The 16,264-nt window shown below is 33.3% G+C and carries 15 protein-coding genes and 1 pseudogene; 13 read left to right on the forward strand and 3 right to left on the reverse strand.

The window, feature by feature from the left end:
* Positions 1–18: 18 nt before the first annotated feature.
* The 4 genes from ACWPVO_RS08190 (at position 19) to gloA (ending at position 4,472) form a co-directional block, all read left to right on the forward strand.
* Positions 19–1,788, forward strand: coding sequence for a V-type ATP synthase subunit A (locus ACWPVO_RS08190; RefSeq protein ID WP_454207715.1), 1,770 nt, complete (start codon positions 19–21; stop codon positions 1,786–1,788).
* Positions 1,781–3,205 (forward strand): V-type ATP synthase subunit B, encoded by a 1,425-nt coding sequence (locus ACWPVO_RS08195; RefSeq protein ID WP_060800402.1) that lies wholly within the window; start codon positions 1,781–1,783, stop codon positions 3,203–3,205. The genes ACWPVO_RS08190 and ACWPVO_RS08195 overlap by 8 nt, the downstream gene beginning before the upstream one ends.
* On the forward strand, positions 3,205–3,888 hold the full coding sequence (locus ACWPVO_RS08200) for a V-type ATP synthase subunit D (protein ID WP_005958154.1): 684 nt from the start codon (positions 3,205–3,207) through the stop codon (positions 3,886–3,888). The genes ACWPVO_RS08195 and ACWPVO_RS08200 overlap by 1 nt, the downstream gene beginning before the upstream one ends.
* A gap of 203 nt (positions 3,889–4,091) precedes the next feature.
* The gene (gene gloA / locus ACWPVO_RS08205; protein ID WP_454207718.1) at positions 4,092–4,472 is read left to right on the forward strand and encodes a lactoylglutathione lyase; all 381 of its coding nucleotides are present in this window, start codon (positions 4,092–4,094) and stop codon (positions 4,470–4,472) included.
* 98 nt (positions 4,473–4,570) lie between these two features.
* On the opposite strand, the gene ACWPVO_RS08210 is transcribed toward gloA, so the two are convergent.
* Together ACWPVO_RS08210 and ACWPVO_RS08215 are read right to left on the reverse strand one after the other, a co-directional pair.
* Positions 4,571–5,023, reverse strand: coding sequence for a DUF3021 domain-containing protein (locus ACWPVO_RS08210; RefSeq protein WP_282924581.1), 453 nt, complete (start codon positions 5,021–5,023; stop codon positions 4,571–4,573).
* Positions 5,024–5,032: 9 nt separating this feature from the next.
* A complete protein-coding gene (locus tag ACWPVO_RS08215) occupies positions 5,033–5,473 on the reverse strand; it encodes a LytTR family DNA-binding domain-containing protein (RefSeq protein ID WP_454207720.1) in 441 nt (146 codons plus the stop codon).
* A gap of 186 nt (positions 5,474–5,659) precedes the next feature.
* On the opposite strand from ACWPVO_RS08215, the gene ACWPVO_RS08220 reads away from it, so the two are divergent.
* The 4 genes and pseudogenes from ACWPVO_RS08220 to ACWPVO_RS08235 all read left to right on the forward strand — a co-directional run bounded on the left by ACWPVO_RS08220 (position 5,660) and on the right by ACWPVO_RS08235 (position 8,939).
* On the forward strand, positions 5,660–6,181 hold the full coding sequence (locus ACWPVO_RS08220; protein WP_454207722.1) for a DUF3783 domain-containing protein: 522 nt from the start codon (positions 5,660–5,662) through the stop codon (positions 6,179–6,181).
* 115 nt (positions 6,182–6,296) lie between these two features.
* Positions 6,297–7,287: pseudogene (locus tag ACWPVO_RS08225) on the forward strand (DNA adenine methylase).
* 24 nt (positions 7,288–7,311) lie between these two features.
* Positions 7,312–8,193, forward strand: coding sequence for a type II restriction endonuclease (locus tag ACWPVO_RS08230; RefSeq protein WP_454207724.1), 882 nt, complete (start codon positions 7,312–7,314; stop codon positions 8,191–8,193).
* On the forward strand, positions 8,193–8,939 hold the full coding sequence (locus ACWPVO_RS08235) for a TRM11 family SAM-dependent methyltransferase (protein WP_454207726.1): 747 nt from the start codon (positions 8,193–8,195) through the stop codon (positions 8,937–8,939). Before ACWPVO_RS08230 ends, ACWPVO_RS08235 begins: the two co-directional genes overlap by 1 nt.
* Before the next feature lie 71 nt (positions 8,940–9,010).
* Here ACWPVO_RS08235 and carB read toward each other — a convergent pair whose 3' ends face one another.
* Positions 9,011–12,214, reverse strand: coding sequence for a carbamoyl-phosphate synthase large subunit (carB, locus tag ACWPVO_RS08240; RefSeq protein ID WP_454207728.1), 3,204 nt, complete (start codon positions 12,212–12,214; stop codon positions 9,011–9,013).
* Between the two features lie 244 nt (positions 12,215–12,458).
* On the opposite strand from carB, the gene ACWPVO_RS08245 reads away from it, so the two are divergent.
* The 5 genes from ACWPVO_RS08245 (at position 12,459) to ACWPVO_RS08265 (ending at position 16,187) form a co-directional block, all read left to right on the forward strand.
* Entirely contained in the window at positions 12,459–12,692 is a 234-nt protein-coding gene (locus ACWPVO_RS08245; protein ID WP_040541960.1) for a hypothetical protein, read from the forward strand.
* Positions 12,693–12,823: 131 nt separating this feature from the next.
* Entirely contained in the window at positions 12,824–13,900 is a 1,077-nt protein-coding gene (locus tag ACWPVO_RS08250) for a glycosyltransferase family 4 protein (protein WP_454207730.1), read from the forward strand.
* Positions 13,881–14,348, forward strand: coding sequence for a DUF4330 family protein (locus ACWPVO_RS08255; RefSeq protein WP_195443984.1), 468 nt, complete (start codon positions 13,881–13,883; stop codon positions 14,346–14,348). The genes ACWPVO_RS08250 and ACWPVO_RS08255 overlap by 20 nt, the downstream gene beginning before the upstream one ends.
* The gene (locus ACWPVO_RS08260; RefSeq protein WP_454207732.1) at positions 14,345–14,821 is read left to right on the forward strand and encodes a DUF4330 domain-containing protein; all 477 of its coding nucleotides are present in this window, start codon (positions 14,345–14,347) and stop codon (positions 14,819–14,821) included. Before ACWPVO_RS08255 ends, ACWPVO_RS08260 begins: the two co-directional genes overlap by 4 nt.
* A gap of 1 nt (position 14,822) precedes the next feature.
* Entirely contained in the window at positions 14,823–16,187 is a 1,365-nt protein-coding gene (locus tag ACWPVO_RS08265) for an O-antigen ligase family protein (protein WP_454207734.1), read from the forward strand.
* Positions 16,188–16,264 lie beyond the last annotated feature (77 nt).

The following is a 16,264-nucleotide window of genomic DNA, read 5'->3' on the forward strand; positions in this document are numbered from 1 at the left end:
TATAAAGGAGGAGCTTTATTGAAATCAGGAAAGATAATTAAAGTATCCGGACCACTTGTCGTAGCCTCTGGCATGGAAGATGCCAATGTCTATGACGTGGTAGAAGTTTCTAAAGACAAACTAATTGGTGAAGTTATTGAAATGAGAGGGGACAAAGCCTCTATTCAAGTATATGAAGAAACTACAGGCATAGGACCTGGAGATGAGGTTTATACAACAGGAGCACCCCTATCTGTAGAACTAGGACCTGGAATGATTGAGCAAATGTTTGATGGAATCCAAAGACCCCTAGTTGGACTTAGAAACGAAGCCGGAGACTTTCTAGAAAGAGGAGTTACAGTAAATCCTTTAAATAGAGATAAAAAATGGGAATTTAAAAAAGTTGCTAATCTTGGAGATGAAGTTGAGCCAGGAGATGTTCTTGGTACAGTTGAAGAGACACCAGTGGTAACTCACAAGATTATGGTTCCCAATGGAATAAAGGGAAGGGTCAAAGAAATAAAAGAAGGTTCTTTTACAGTTGCTGATACAGTTGCAGTTATTGAAACTGAAGATGGCGACAAGGAACTTAATATGATCCAAAAGTGGCCAGTAAGAAAGGGAAGACCTTACAAGAAAAAGATCGACCCTAAGGAACCACTTATAACAGGACAAAGGGTAATTGATACCTTCTTCCCAATAACTAAGGGTGGTACAGCAGCTATACCAGGACCATTTGGTTCAGGTAAGACAGTTGTACAACATCAACTTGCTAAGTGGGCAGATGCACAAATAGTTGTGTATGTTGGTTGTGGCGAACGTGGAAACGAAATGACAGACGTACTTATGGAATTTCCAGAACTAATGGACCCAACTACTGGTGAATCCATTATGAAGAGGACAGTTCTTATTGCCAACACTTCCAACATGCCAGTTGCTGCTCGTGAAGCCTCAATTTATACAGGAATAACAATTTCTGAATACTTTAGAGATATGGGATATTCTGTAGCCATGATGGCTGACTCAACATCTCGTTGGGCAGAGGCCCTTCGTGAAATGTCAGGTCGTCTTGAAGAGATGCCTGGTGACGAAGGTTATCCAGCTTATCTTGCATCAAGAATTGCAGAATTCTATGAAAGAGCAGGACGTGTTCTCGTAAATGGTAAAGAAGAAAGGGAAGGTGCCTTATCAGTTATAGGTGCAGTTTCTCCTCCAGGTGGAGATATTTCTGAACCAGTTACCCAAAACACACTTAGAATTGTAAAAATATTTTGGAAGCTTGACTATGACTTGTCATATCAAAGACACTTCCCAGCAATTAACTGGATAGATTCTTATTCTTTGTATCAACCAAAGATTGATGCTTATCTGGATGAAAATATAGACAGAAGATTTTCTAAACTTAGAAAGAGATCCATGGCACTTCTACAAGAAGAAACTTCTTTGCTTGAAGTAGTAAGACTTGTTGGTCGTGATTCCTTATCTGATGAAGACCAAATGAAACTACACACAAGTAAGTCAATTCGTGAAGACTTCTTACAACAAAATGCCTTCCACGATGTCGACACCTTCTGTCCACTAGAAAAACAATTCAAGATGCTAGACACAATTCTTTACTTCTACGACAGGGGACAAGAAGCCCTAGTTAAGGGAGCCTACTTCAGCGAAATCGAAGAGCTTGAAGTTAAAGAAAATATAGCCAGAATGAAGTACCTTCCAAATGATGAATTGGAAAAACTTGATGAAATAAAGGACAAAATTGATAGTCAACTTAAGAATTTAGTAGAGGTCGGTGATACAGATGCTTAAAGAATATAAATCAGTAACAGAAGTTGTTGGACCTCTTATGACTGTTGAAGGTGTAGAAGGTGCAGCCTATGAAGAACTAGTTGACATTGAGCTGCAAAATGGAGAAAAGAGACGTGGTCGTGTAATCGAAATTGAAGGCGACAAGGCCATGGTCCAAATATTTGAAGGTTCTAGTGGAATCAACCTAAAGGACACAAGTGTTAGGTTCTTAGGTAAGCCTCTTGAACTTGGAGTTTCACCTGATATGATTGGTAGAGTCTTTGATGGACTTGGAGAACCAATTGATGACGGTCCAAAAATTATTCCAGAAGAAAAAATTGATATAAATGGTACTGCAATAAACCCAGTATCTAGGGACTACCCATCAGAATTTATTCAAACAGGAGTATCTGTAATTGACGGACTTAACACTCTTGTTAGGGGACAAAAACTTCCTATCTTCTCTGAAGCAGGTCTTCCTCACAACGAGCTTGCAGCTCAAATAGCAAGACAAGCTACAGTACTTTCTGGTGGAGACTTTGCTGTTGTCTTTGCAGCCATGGGTATTACCTTTGAAGAAGCTCAATACTTTATTGATGACTTTACAAAAACAGGAGCCATTGACAGGGCAGTTCTATTTATGAACCTTGCCAATGACCCAGCCATTGAAAGACTTGCAACACCAAAGATGGCCCTTACTGCAGCAGAATATTTGGCATTTGAACAAGGCAAGCACGTTCTTGTTATCTTAACAGATATGACAAATTATGCAGAAGCCCTAAGAGAAGTTTCCGCAGCGAGAAAAGAAGTTCCAGGTAGACGTGGTTACCCAGGTTATTTATACACTGACCTTGCAGGTATATACGAAAGAGCTGGAAGGATTAAGGGCAGAGAAGGATCCATTACACAAATACCTATCTTGACAATGCCAGAAGGGGATATCACTCACCCTATCCCTGACTTGACAGGTTATATCACAGAGGGACAAATAATCCTATCAACTCAATTATTTAAACAAGGTCTTGAACCACCAATTAACGCAATCCCATCCCTATCAAGACTTAAGGACAAGGGTATTGGTGAAGGAAAGACTCGTGAAGACCACGCAGATACAATGAACCAAATTTACGCTGCCTACACAGCAGGTAAGGAAGCAAAGGAACTTTCTGCAATTCTAGGGGAAACTGCACTTACAGAAACTGACAAGGCCTTTGCACAATTTGCAGATATGTTTGAAAAGCAATATGTATCTCAAGGTTTTGAAACAAATAGGTCTATACTTGAAACCCTAAACCTAGGATGGGAACTTTTATCTATAATTCCTAAGACAGAGCTTAAGAGAATTGACGACAAATTAATTGAAAAATATTTGGGCGATAAGGAGAATAAAGAGGAGGATTCTAAGGATCCTAAAAATTTAGAAAATGAGGGATTATAATGGCAAGACTAAATATAAACCCCACAAGGATGAACTTATCCATTCTAAAGACAAAACTTGAAACTTCAAAGAGAGGTCACAAACTTTTAAAGGACAAGCAAGATGAACTTATGAGACAGTTCATCACTCTTATCAAAGAAAATAAAAAGTTAAGACTTGAAGTTGAAGACAAACTTCAAGATTCCTTCAAGGCCTTCTTAATGGCATCAGCTGCCATGAGTCCAGAGATGTTAGAAGAAGCTATTGCCCTTCCAACTACAAAGACTCTTGTTGATATAAGAAAGAAAAATGTAATGTCTGTTGACGTGCCTGAGATGGAGTTTATTACAAAGAAGACATCAGAAGATGCTTCAAGATATCCCTATGGATATGCTCAGACAACTTCAGACCTTGACTCAGCAATAGATAATCTTACAGAAGTTATGGAAGAGTTGTTGACTCTAACTCAAAAAGAAAAGGCGTCCCAACTTCTTGCCAACGAAATCGAAAAAACAAGGAGAAGGGTAAACGCCCTTGAGTACAAAACAATTCCAGACCTAGAAGAAACTATAAAATATATTCGCTCAAAGCTTGATGAAAGTGAAAGAGCAAATATTACAAGGCTAATGAAGGTTAAGGACATAATCTCAAAGGAAGAGATGAAGGAAGAAAAATTAGAAAAAGTAAATGCAGAACTCGCATAAGAATAATAAAGCTAGAGAAAATTCTCTGGCTTTTTTCTTTTGTTGGTCCAAGAAAAATATAAAGCTACTTCTTATTAATTTGTTATAAATTATTACAGACTCATCCATTAATTAAGAAAGGGCACTTATGTGTAAGTAAGCTAACTTTTGGTTATAAATAAATTATAGAAAAGAAATACGAGATAATGGAGAAGGAGGAAGACATGAAATTTTTACACACAATGATTAGGGTTAAAGACCTGGAAAAATCAGAAAAATTTTATAAAGAAGCACTGGGTTTTGTTGAATCAAGACGCAAGGACTTTCCAGAAGATGAATTCACACTTTTGTATTTAAAGTTAGAGGACTCACCCTTTGAATTAGAGTTAACTTATAACTACGATGGCAGAGATTATACAATAGGGGATGGATACGGCCACATTGCAATTTCTCATCCAGATATAAGATCCTTTAGAGAAGAATTAAAAAATAAGGGATATGATGTAACAGACCTTAAAGCTCTTTCTGACAAGTCAGATTCCTACTTCTTTGTAAAGGATCCAGACGGATATAAGATTGAAGTAATTGGAGAAAAAAATAAATAAAGAATAACCACCTTGTGAAATAAAATTGAAGTGCTTTCCTTTAGCTGGTTTTTAAGTCCAACTTTTGGGGTCAGTTCAAATTCATAAGGTGGTTTTTTCTACATATTATTTTTTAATTTTGAATTTAATTTTTCAACGTCCCTTTTGAAAATTGTGTATTCAATAAACCAAATAGCAAGGTAGATTAAAAAGTAAGTAGCAAAGAAGATTGACAAGGATTGAAGGGATCTTTGAAACCAAAATAACTTATAACCAACAAAGCTTATTGTAAAGGCAGTTAAAAGGAAGTGGATGATTGTCCTTTTTAAAATAGAAAATTTTTCTTCTTTCCAAACAAGAGATGCAAGGCTAAAAACTATGCCAAGAAGTCCCGTAAGGCAGATGGAAGAAAGGCTTGCAGAGAATACAGAAGCAGAACTTTCTATTAAGTCAGGGTTAGCTAGGGTAAAACCCCCATCCAAAAAAATGTAGGACATAAAAATTGAAATGACAAGTAATACAAATTCACAAATTAAAATGCCATTTATAATTTGACTAATAATTTTTTTCATAAAATCACCTCATATACCAAGAGTTTCCTTAATTTTTTTCACATATCTTCGAGAGACAAAGGTTCTGGAATTATTTTTCATAATGACAGAAATAGTTCCCGAATAAGATAAATCAAAGCTATCGACTAAGTTTAGGTTAATTAGTTCAGAATTTGAAATTCGCACAAATTTTTTTAGCTTTAAGTCATCTTCAAGTTGATAAATTCTTTTCTTTATCTGAAATTTTTCATCTATAGACTCAGCAAAAACTTTTGAATCCTCTGTATAAATCCTATAAATCTTGCTGGGATTTAAAATTTTAATCTTCTCGCCAAGATAGGCAAGCAAAATGTTATCAGAATTTTCTAGGACAAAGGACTTAAGCCTTAAAACTTCTTCTGTAAGTTTATCAGTATAAACCACAGCCTTGGGTAACTTAAAATTTTCATCTATTTTAATTTCAAAATCCATTTCCGACCTCCTTTACTTATAATATAAATCATTGTGAAGAAAAGTAAATAAAACTTATCTAAGTGGTCGAAAATTTAATGTAAGTGGAAAAATAAAAGAGTTTCTAAATTCATTTCATAAAAATTACAAAGATAATAAAGGCAATAAATAAATTAAAATTGGGTAAACTAATACAGAGGTGTTTAAATGAAGAAAATTTTATTATATGGGTTAGATATTGAAAAAACAAAAATCACTGAAGAAGTTGCAAATGACTTTGGAATTGAATTAAATAAGATAAATAAAGAAAACCTAGAAGAGAAGGTTGGAGAACTTTTCCAGGAAGACCTAAGCAAAAATGAAAGCCTTGAAGCAGAAGAAAAGCTTATGGTTTTTCCAGACATGGATAGGGAAGAGTTACGTGACTTCTTACTGAGTCTTAAAGACAGAGGAGTTATGGTGGACCATAAGTGTGTCTTAACAAAGACTAATGCAGAGTGGACCTTTGGATTTTTAATGGGACACATTGCAGATGAGCACAGGGTGGTAACTAAATTTAGAGAACTTGGTGGACTTGTTAAACTTGCCATTGAAAAACTCGAAAAAGAAATAGACCAAGACCTAAAGGATCTAGTTGATAGGGCTATGGAAAATAGGGACAGAGAACTTGACGAAGAAAAAATCGACAAGGACATAAGGGACTTAAGAGAAAAATTAAATATAAAATAAAAATAATCTAGAAATAGAATATAAGAAAAAATATCTTTTTATGTTTTTCGATAGTTGAAAGTTTGTAATAAGAAGAATTCTCTAATATAATATTTTTATTCAAAAGAAAGGAATAGTGGACTTGATATCCAAGGCAATACTTAATTCAAAAACACAACAATTTATTAAAGATGAAGACTTTTCTTATAAAGTTCAAAATTTGAATCAAAGAATTAGTGATTATAAAGTTAAACCATTCTTAAAATGGGCAGGAGGAAAGGGTCAACTTCTTAAAGAAATAGAAAAACAGTATCCGTTTTATGATAACAATATAAAAAAGTATGTTGAACCTTTTGTTGGTGGAGGCGCAGTTTTTTTTGATATTTTAAATAAATATGACTTAGAGTCTATTTATATCAGTGATACCAATGATGACTTAATAAATGCTTATAGAACTATAAAATATAATAGCCTAGAATTAATTGAGTTATTAAAAATTATGGAAAATGAATACTTGGACAAGGATAAAGTACAGAGAAAACAATATTATTTAGAAAAAAGACAAATATTTAATGACCTAAAAATAAAGAAAAGTAATGAGTTTAATATTTTAAAGGCCTCTTATTTAATATTTTTAAACAGAACATGTTTTAATGGATTATACCGAGTAAATAGCAAAGGTTTGTTTAATGTTCCTATGGGCTCTTATAAAAATCCACAAATTTGTGATGAAAAAAATTATTGCGATTTCAAATAAATTAAAAAGAGTTGAAATAAAATGTGCTGATTTTAAGGACTCTGAAGATTTTATAGATGAAAATACATTTGTATATTTTGATCCTCCATATAGACCAATAACTAAGACTGCTAACTTTACAGCATATACATCTAATGAATTTAATGATAATAATCAAATAGAATTAGCAAATTTTGTAAAAAAAATTGATAAGAAAGGGGCAAAATTTGTATTAAGTAATTCCGACCCAAAAAACACAGATGAAGAGGATAATTTTTTTGATAATTTATATTCTGAATTTAAAATAAGAAGAGTAGAAGCTAAAAGGATGATAAATTCTGATAGCAAAAAAAGAGGAAATGTGAAGGAGTTATTGATTTCAAATTTTTAAAAGAATTAATTAAAGGAGTTATTAATGGAAAAAAAGAATTTTACAGAATGGCTAGGTAATTTTAGAAATAGCATATCTGATTACAAATATTACATCAATTTTGAAAAGATTTATAAAAATATAGATAAAATAAAAGTTGAGCTTAATATTCTAAATTCTCTTATTGGTTCTAAAGATATAGAAAATGAGTTTATAAAATTAATAAAAAATTATCCAGAAATTATTAAATGTATTCCAATTCTATTGGCAGTAAGACTTAATGAAATTTATTGCCAAGACGATAATGGTGGATTTTTATATAAATTTAATTCATTGCAGAATATAGAAGATGAATCAATGCATTATAATAATTATGTGTATTTTATGCAAGAAACAGGTCTTTTTGATTTATTAAAAAATCATATAGTTAATAATTTAATAGATTATGTAACTGGTGTTGAGACAGGGCTTGACTCTAATGGTCGAAAAAATCGTGGTGGCCATTTAATGGAAAATTTAGTAGAAAGCTACATTAAAAAAGCTGGTTTTAGAAAAAATGAAAACTATTTTAAAGAGATGTATATTAGTGAAATTTCTGCTAAATGGGACATAAATCTATCAAATCTTTCTAACAAAGGAAAAATGGAGAAAAGATTTGATTTCGTTATAAAAACTTCAAGCATGATATATGCAATTGAAACAAATTTTTATTCTGGAGGTGGAAGTAAACTTAATGAAACAGCTAGAAGTTACAAGACATTGGCAGTAGAGTCACAAGGTATTGATGGTTTTACTTTCGTATGGATTACTGATGGAAAAGGCTGGTTTAGTGCAAAAAATAATCTTGAAGAAACTTTTGATATTATGGAAAATATTTACAATATAAAAGAACTAGAAGATGGCATTATTAATGAGGTTTTTAAGTAATGGCAAATAAAATAATAAAATGGGAGCCAGATGACTTCGAACTTGAAATGACCACTCATTGGTCTTTCCCTAATCGAGGCAACTGGGCAACGCATGATGCAAAGTGGAGAGGTAATTGGTCACCCTACATACCCAGGAATATAATTTTGAGATATTCTGAGGAAAAAGATCTGATTTTAGACCAATTTGTAGGTGGAGGAACAACCCTTGTTGAAGCGAAGTTATTAAATAGAAATATAATAGGAATAGATGTTAATGATGTTGCTCTTAATCGTTGTAAAGAAAAAATTAATTTTGAGCATGAAGGTGCTGATGGAGAAGTTTTTCTGAGAAAGGGAGATGCAAGAAATTTAGACTTTATACCAGAAAATAGCATAGATTTGATTTGCACTCATCCACCATATGCAAATATAATAGAGTACAGTGAGGATATCGAAGAAGACTTATCTCGTTTAAAAATTAAAGACTTTTTGGAAGAAATGAAAAAAGTTGCATCTGAAAGTTATAGAGTTTTAAAGAAAGATAAATTTTGTGCAGTCTTAATTGGAGATACTAGACAAAAAGGACACATGATACCACTTTCGTTTTATGTAATGCAAGTTTTTGAAGAAGCAGGATTTAAAATGAAAGAAATGATAATTAAAGAACAACATAATTGTAAAGCTACCGGATTTTGGAAAACGAATAGTATAAAATACAATTTTTTATTGATAGCTCATGAGCACCTATTTATATTTAGAAAATAAAACATAAAAAAATAAAACCTCGATGTTTTATTTACACCGAGGTTATTTTTATGTCTTATAAGATTTTTATATTAAAATTCTGTTATGTCGTAGATGTCCATGTTTTCTTCATGGAATTTTTTATTTTTAACGGCTACTCTTGCTGCTAGGGTATCAAGTGATGTCACTATGTCTATGCCGTACTCTGTAGCCATTCTTCTAATTTTGAATCCGTCTCTTGTTGAGTCGCCACCCTTTGTTGGAGTGTTAACTACTAGGTCGATTTCGCCATTTCTTATTACGTCAAGGATGTTTGGTCTTGGATCGTTAATCTTGCCAACTTCTTTTGCATCAATTCCTGCTTCTTTTAAGAATTTGCAAGTTCCCTTTGTTGCCACAATCTTGTAGCCCATTTCATTCATTGTCTTAGCGATTCCTAAGAATTCTTCCTTGTCGTTGTCATTTACTGTTGCAAGTACACGAGAAGCCTTGTCTTCTATTGCAGAGCCTCCTGCCAAGAAGCCCTTGAAAAGTGCTTCGTCAATGTCTTTTCCAACTCCAAGAACTTCGCCAGTGGATTTCATTTCAGGTCCAAGAGAAATTTCTACCCTGTTGAGTTTTGACATAGAGAATACTGGAACCTTAACAGCCATTAGCTTTGGTTCTTTGTAAATTTCTGTACCGTAACCAAGATCTTTTAACTTTTCACCAAGCATTGTCTTTGTTGCAAGGTCAACTATTGGAACTCCAGAAACCTTTGAGATATAAGGAACTGTTCTTGATGCACGAGGATTTACTTCTATGATGTAAAGGTCATTTTTGTATTCAATGAATTGGATGTTTATCATGCCCTTAACGTGAAGTGCCTTGGCAATTTTCTTTGTATAATCTAAGATCTTGTCTTTAATCTCACTTGAGATGTTAATGCTTGGATAAATTGTTATTGAGTCGCCAGAGTGGACTCCAGCTCTTTCAAGGTGTTCCATGATTCCTGGTATTAATACATCTTCGCCATCAGAAATTGCATCAACTTCGATTTCACGACCTACTAGGTACTTGTCAATTAGGACTGGGTTAATTGCATCTCTTTCGAAGGCACTCTTTAGGTAAGTCATAAGGCTGTTTTCGTCATAAGTTATTTGCATACCTTGACCACCAAGTACATAGGATGGTCTAACAAGTAGTGGGTAGCCAAGTTCCTTTGCAGTTTCAAGTCCCTCTTTTATAGTGAATACTCCATGGCCCTTAGGTCTGTTGATCTTTAATTCTTCAAGCATTTCATCAAACTTTTCTCTGTCTTCAGCCCTGTCAATGTCTTCGAAGTCTGTTCCAAAGATATTTACCTTTTGTTCGTGGAGATATTTTGCAAGTTTAATTGCAGTTTGACCACCAAACGCCAAGATAACTCCCATTGGTTTTTCTGTATCAATTATTGATTTAACTTCTTCTTCAGTAAGGGGTTCGAAGTAAAGCTTGTCAGATGTGTCGAAGTCAGTTGAAACAGTTTCTGGATTGTTGTTTATTGTAATTGTTTCGATTCCCATTTTGATTAAGGCCTTGATTGCGTGAACACTGCAGTAGTCGAACTCAATACCTTGACCAATTCTTATTGGGCCAGATCCTATTACAATTATTTTTTTCTTGTTAGAAATTATATTTTCGTCTGTCTTTTCATAAGTTGAGTAATAGTAGGCACCGTTTTTTCTAAAAGGAGATGTGTCTACTCTTCTATAGTTAGGAAGGATCTTGTTCTTAATACGAAGATCTACTACTTTATCAATGTCTACGCCAAGAGCAGAAGCAATAGTCTTGTCTGAGAAGCCTAGCTTCTTAAGCTTAGATAATTCTTCAGGAGTCATTGTGTCAAGGCTTAACTTCTTAAGATTTTCTTCTTCGTGAACAATATTTTCGATTTTTTCTAAGAAGTAGAGGTCAATGCCTGTTATGTCGTGAATCATTTCGATTGAAAGACCACGTCTAATGATTTCTGCAACATCAAATAGTCTTTCATCATCAGGGAATTTTATTCTCTTCTTTAATTCTTCAGTAGTTCTTTCTTCAGAAAACTTTGATTCAAGAGAGAATTTGGAAATTTCAAGAGATCTTATACCCTTTAAGAGGGCTTCTTCAAAAGATGAGCCAATTGACATAACTTCGCCAGTTGCCATCATCTTTGTGCCAAGCTTTCTATTGGCAAACTTGAACTTGTCGAAAGGCCATTTAGGAATTTTAACAACTACATAGTTACAAGAAGGTTCGTAATTTTCTATTGTTTCGCCAGTAGTTTCATTTTGGATTTCATTTAGATTTAAGCCAAGAGCAATCTTTGTTGCAATTCTTGCTATTGGATAGCCTGTTGCCTTTGATGCAAGGGCAGATGAACGAGAAACCCTTGGGTTAATTTCTATGACTGCATAATCAAGAGTTTCAGGGTTAAGAGCAAGTTGGACATTACAAGCGCCAACAACATTTACATTTTCTACTATATTTAAGGCAGAATTCTTTAACTTTTGTAGAACATCCTTATCAAGACTTTGGCAAGGGGCAACAACTATGGAGTCTCCTGTGTGAACTCCAACTGGGTCTACATTTTCCATATCGCAGACAATAATTTTTTCGCCGGCAGAGTCTCTTATTACCTCAAACTCAATTTCCATCCAGCCACGAATAGATTTTTCAAGAAGACATTCATTTACTGGGCTAAGGCTAAGGCCGTGAGATAAAACTTCAACAAGTTCTTCTTCGTCATAGGCAAAGCCACCGCCAGTTCCTCCTAGAGTGTAGGCAGGTCTAACAACAAGAGGGTAACCAATTTTCTTTGCAAGTTCCTTACCTTCATCAAGGCTTGTTGCAATTTCAGATTCAATAATCGGTTCTCCAATCTCTTGCATTGTCTTTCTAAAAATATCTCTGTCTTCGCCCTTCTTTATGGCATCAATATCAGTACCAATAATTTTAATTCCATACTTGTCAAGGATTCCACGTTTGTCTAGTTCAAGGGTCATGTTAAGACCAGTTTGTCCACCCATACCAGCTATTAATGAGTCAGGTCTTTCCTTTTCTATAATTTTTTCAATAAAGGAAATGGTAATTGGTTCGATGTAAATTTTATCGGCAACACCCTTGTCTGTCATAATAGTAGCAGGATTTGAGTTTACAAGAACAGTTTCAACTCCATTCTTCTTTAGAGTTTCGCAAGCTTGTGTACCTGAGTAGTCAAACTCAGCAGCCTGACCTATGACAATGGGTCCAGATCCTATTACTAGCGTCTTCTTAATTGAATTATCTCTTGGCATTTTTTTCTCCTTTTTCCAAATAAAAGATCAAACATTCTTAAAAATGGGCAAAAAAAATTTATCTTATTAAATTTGCTCAAAAAAAAATCATGCACAAGGACATGATTAACGTCAGTCCTTGGACTGATTTTTTATTTTTTTATCTTTAACATTAAATCACTTTTTAGATTCAATTGCAAGAACTTTTTATAAATTAAAAAATATTTTTATTAACTAGCTTTGAGGACGTAATAAAATTTTATTTGTGAATTTATATTATTTAATTAAGAAATATAAGCTTACAAAAACTTATAAAGGAGAAGAAGACCTTAGGGTCATAATAAAATATGAGCTAATCAATATTTATAGATTTGTAAAAATTTATGAAGTCTCAAAAATCTATAAAGTCGTAAAAGTTTACAAAGCAACAAAAATTTATAAAGTCGCAAAGGATGAAAAAGTAGTAGGACTTTATGAAGTAATAAAAGTTAAAAAGTAGTAAGACTTTGTAAAGTCCCATAGGGTTAGAAATGGCCTCTAGCCATTAAATTGACAAGCAAATCTCCTATTGATATAATTATTTAGATTTTATTCAATGATTAAGTTTTTATCAAATGAAAGATGATGATTATGAAAATTTTACACCTATTAAATTATGTTGGTAGGGGAGGTAGCGAAAGCTACATTAAAAATTTAATAAATACTGGGTCAGACTTTGACCACCAGCTTCTTTACAATATTGATGGAGGTGGAGTCAAAGACTTCCAAGACTTGGGAGTAAAAACTATCCAATGCCCTATGAAGTCTCCCTTGGATTTAAGGGCATCAAAATTTTTAAAAAATTATGTGAAGAGAAATGACATAGACCTTGTTCACACACATTTTATGAGAGAAAATGGAATTGCTTTTCTATCCAAGATCCTTGGCATGAAGGTCCCTGTGATAAATACAAGGCACATGGTATCACAGATTTCAAAAAAATCTGCCTTCTTAAATAAAATATTTTTCACAAAGAATGAAAAAATTATTGGAGTTTCTTCTCTCGTAAAGGAAAGACTAATAGAAGAAGGTGCTAAGGAAGATAAAATCCTAGTCCTTCCACCACCAATCCCACTGATCAATCAAGTTGAGCCTCTTAAGAAGGAAAAAGATGAAAAGTGGATACTTTCTCTTGGAAGATTTTCTGAAGAAAAGGGAATTCTTTTTTTTATTGATGGACTCAATGAATTATTTAAAGAAATTGATAATGTAAGGGCATTGATAATTGGTTATGGAGACCTTGAAGATCAGATGAAAAAGAAAATTCAAAACTACAAGCTCCAGGATAAAATTGAGATTGTTGGTTACAGGCCTAGACCCTTTGATTATTTAGCTGCAGCTGACCTATATGTCAATCACTCTAAGGAAGAGGCCTTTGGCCTATCCATTGTTGAGGCAGGATATTGTGGGGCTCCTCTACTTATAACAAGTAATTGTGGAGCAAGAGATTATTTCAATGAAGAAAATGGATCTGCCAAGACTTTTCAATATGGGGATCTTGAAGAATTTAAAGAAAAAGCCCTTGAGATTTTAACAAAGGATGATCTTGCAAATAGTCTTAAGGTCAATGCCAAAAAAATTTTGGATGGAGACCTAAATCAAGGACAAGTTATTAAAAACATAGAAAGTTTATATGAAGGAGTAATAAGTGAAAGCAGGAAAAATTAAAATTTTAGATATTATTTTTGTAATTTTGTTAGCAATTTTTTTAGTAATTGTATTCAAACAAAAATCTTCTAAAGATATAGATGTAGCTGACACAAAAGTAGTCTTGGCCATAGAAGCAGATGAAACTGAGGTCTTTAACAAGGATGTACCAAAGATAGGTGACAAGGTTATTGACAAGAGAAGAAACACTGAAATTGGAGTTGTAAAAGATATTCAAGTAAAAGAAGCAATAGACAACCCCATGTCTGAATACACTGGAATAGAAAATGGTAGAGAAAAGGATTCTGCCTTTATTTCAATGAGATTTTTAGTAAATTCTAAGGCTAATATCAAGGATGATGGTATTTATATAGATGGATTTAATTATCTTCTTGGTGATGAGTTAACTCTTACTATTGGCGATTTACAAATTTATGCAAAGATTAAGAACCTTGAGGTGAATAAATGAAATTAAAATTTAAATTTATAGATTTATTTATAATACTTGCCTGCATTGGGGCTGGAATTCTTTTTGTTAATAGGATGAACCTAGCAGATGGACGTAGCCAAGTCCTACAAAATGATGAAAAGGCAGAGATAACTATGGCGGTTCCCTTTATTGAAAGTGAAATAATTGACCACTTAAAGGTTGGGGACCCAGTTAAGGATGTTATGGCAAATAATCCTATTGGAAAGGTAAAAAATATTGAAGTAAGTGAAATTGATCCTAGGGACTTTAGTTTTGAAGGGAAGGTTCTTAAATTTGACGATCATCTTTATAAGAAAGCCACTATCACTATTGAAGCCAATGGCAAGAAAACTGACAAGGGAATCCTAATAGGACAAACGAATTATTTCACAGGACAAACTAATACCTTTGGAGCTGGACTAGTAAAGCTTTTTAACATAAGGATTTCTGGCATAAAGTATCTTGGTGAGTAAAATGACAAAATTTTTTGACTTGCTTAGATTTAATTTAGATTACAATGCCTGGGACGAGTCTCTAATAAGAAAGCTTCTACTTAGGATTCGCTTATTCTTTGAAAATATTTTTGTTAAAATCTTAGAATTTTTAAAGGAAAAAAGTTTTTTATTTGGACTTTTAGAGCGCCTATCAGGGCACATAAATATAATAATTGCCCTTAGTCTTATATTTATAAGTATAGTTCCTTTTAATTTGTGGTCCAACCTTTACTTATACCTAATTGTTTTTATCTTGTGGATCTTAAATTTATATAGAAAGGATGATAAAAAAAGACTTGCCTTTGATGACTTCTTAGTTTTATTTATACTTACAATAGGTCTTTCTACAGTCTTTTCAATTTATCCAAGATTAAGTCTTAAGTATGCAGTAAATTATTTTTCAATATTTTTATTTTATGCAATTTTTATTAACAACATTAGGACTCGCAAGGATTTATTTCAAATATTGACTGCCCTAACAGTGGCCACTCTACTTGTAAGTTTTTTTGGACTCCTACAAAAATTTGTAATTGGAGTTTCTGTTGACCTTTCACAAACAGATACCTCCATAAGCCAAGAACTAAGTGGAAGAATTTATTCAACTATGGGTAACCCAAATGTCTTGGGAGAATACTATCTCTTGACAGTACCTCTAATAGTTGCTAACTTTTTAAAAAATGAAAACAAGTATATAAAAATTCTTTCAGTCTTTACAATTTTAATTTCCATGTTTGTCCTTTTGACAACTGGATCAAGGTCTGCTTGGGCATCCTTTGCCATTTGTGTTTTTGTATTTACCTTGCTTTATAATCCAAGGCTATTGCCTGTATTTTTTATGCTGGGCTTGATTTTATTTTTCTTCTTGCCAGGAAATATACAAATAAGGCTTATGTCAATTTTTAATAAGAGTGACTCTTCCATTAACTACAGAAAGTATATTTATGAAAGTGCAAATATAATGAAGAAGAATTTTGCAAAGCTAGGAGGGGTAGGACTGGGCAATGAAGTCTTCCAGGCTGCTTTTGAAAACTACAAGGCACCACAACTAACTAAGGTAGCCCACTGTCATAACCTCTATCTTCAACTCTTGATAGAAATTGGAGCCTTTGGACTCTTCTTCCTAATAGGACATATTATTAAGTTATTTTTAAAAATCTTAATTAGTTTTAAAGAATTTAGAGAAAAAAATCCTGCTATTAGCCTTGTTCAATATGGAGGCATAGCAGCAATATGTGGATTTATGGTAATGAGCTTTGCAGACTATACATGGTTCTACCTAAGAATTGTGAGCTTATTCTTTATAAATCTTGCAATTTTAAAGGCTTCATTAAATATAGAAAATTAATTTTTTGTAGGGTTAAATAGTTGTAAGTCAGCTATTTAACCTTATATCATATTTATATAAAATGCAGGATGAAGAAA

It is taken from the genome of Peptoniphilus sp. Marseille-Q6390 (genome assembly GCF_965119475.1).

Bases quoted from the DNA above. Each gene is read 5' to 3' on its own strand.
- ACWPVO_RS08195 (WP_060800402.1), top strand. From the start codon at position 1,781: ATGCTTAAAGAATATAAATCAGTAACAGAAGTTGTTGGACCTCTTATG.
- ACWPVO_RS08200 (WP_005958154.1), top strand. From the start codon at position 3,205: ATGGCAAGACTAAATATAAACCCCACAAGGATGAACTTATCCATTCTA.
- gloA (WP_454207718.1), top strand. From the start codon at position 4,092: ATGAAATTTTTACACACAATGATTAGGGTTAAAGACCTGGAAAAATCA.
- ACWPVO_RS08210 (WP_282924581.1), bottom strand. From the start codon at position 5,023: ATGAAAAAAATTATTAGTCAAATTATAAATGGCATTTTAATTTGTGAA.
- ACWPVO_RS08215 (WP_454207720.1), bottom strand. From the start codon at position 5,473: ATGGATTTTGAAATTAAAATAGATGAAAATTTTAAGTTACCCAAGGCT.
- ACWPVO_RS08220 (WP_454207722.1), top strand. From the start codon at position 5,660: ATGAAGAAAATTTTATTATATGGGTTAGATATTGAAAAAACAAAAATC.
- ACWPVO_RS08230 (WP_454207724.1), top strand. From the start codon at position 7,312: ATGGAAAAAAAGAATTTTACAGAATGGCTAGGTAATTTTAGAAATAGC.
- ACWPVO_RS08235 (WP_454207726.1), top strand. From the start codon at position 8,193: ATGGCAAATAAAATAATAAAATGGGAGCCAGATGACTTCGAACTTGAA.
- carB (WP_454207728.1), bottom strand. From the start codon at position 12,214: ATGCCAAGAGATAATTCAATTAAGAAGACGCTAGTAATAGGATCTGGA.
- ACWPVO_RS08250 (WP_454207730.1), top strand. From the start codon at position 12,824: ATGAAAATTTTACACCTATTAAATTATGTTGGTAGGGGAGGTAGCGAA.
- ACWPVO_RS08260 (WP_454207732.1), top strand. From the start codon at position 14,345: ATGAAATTAAAATTTAAATTTATAGATTTATTTATAATACTTGCCTGC.
- ACWPVO_RS08265 (WP_454207734.1), top strand. From the start codon at position 14,823: ATGACAAAATTTTTTGACTTGCTTAGATTTAATTTAGATTACAATGCC.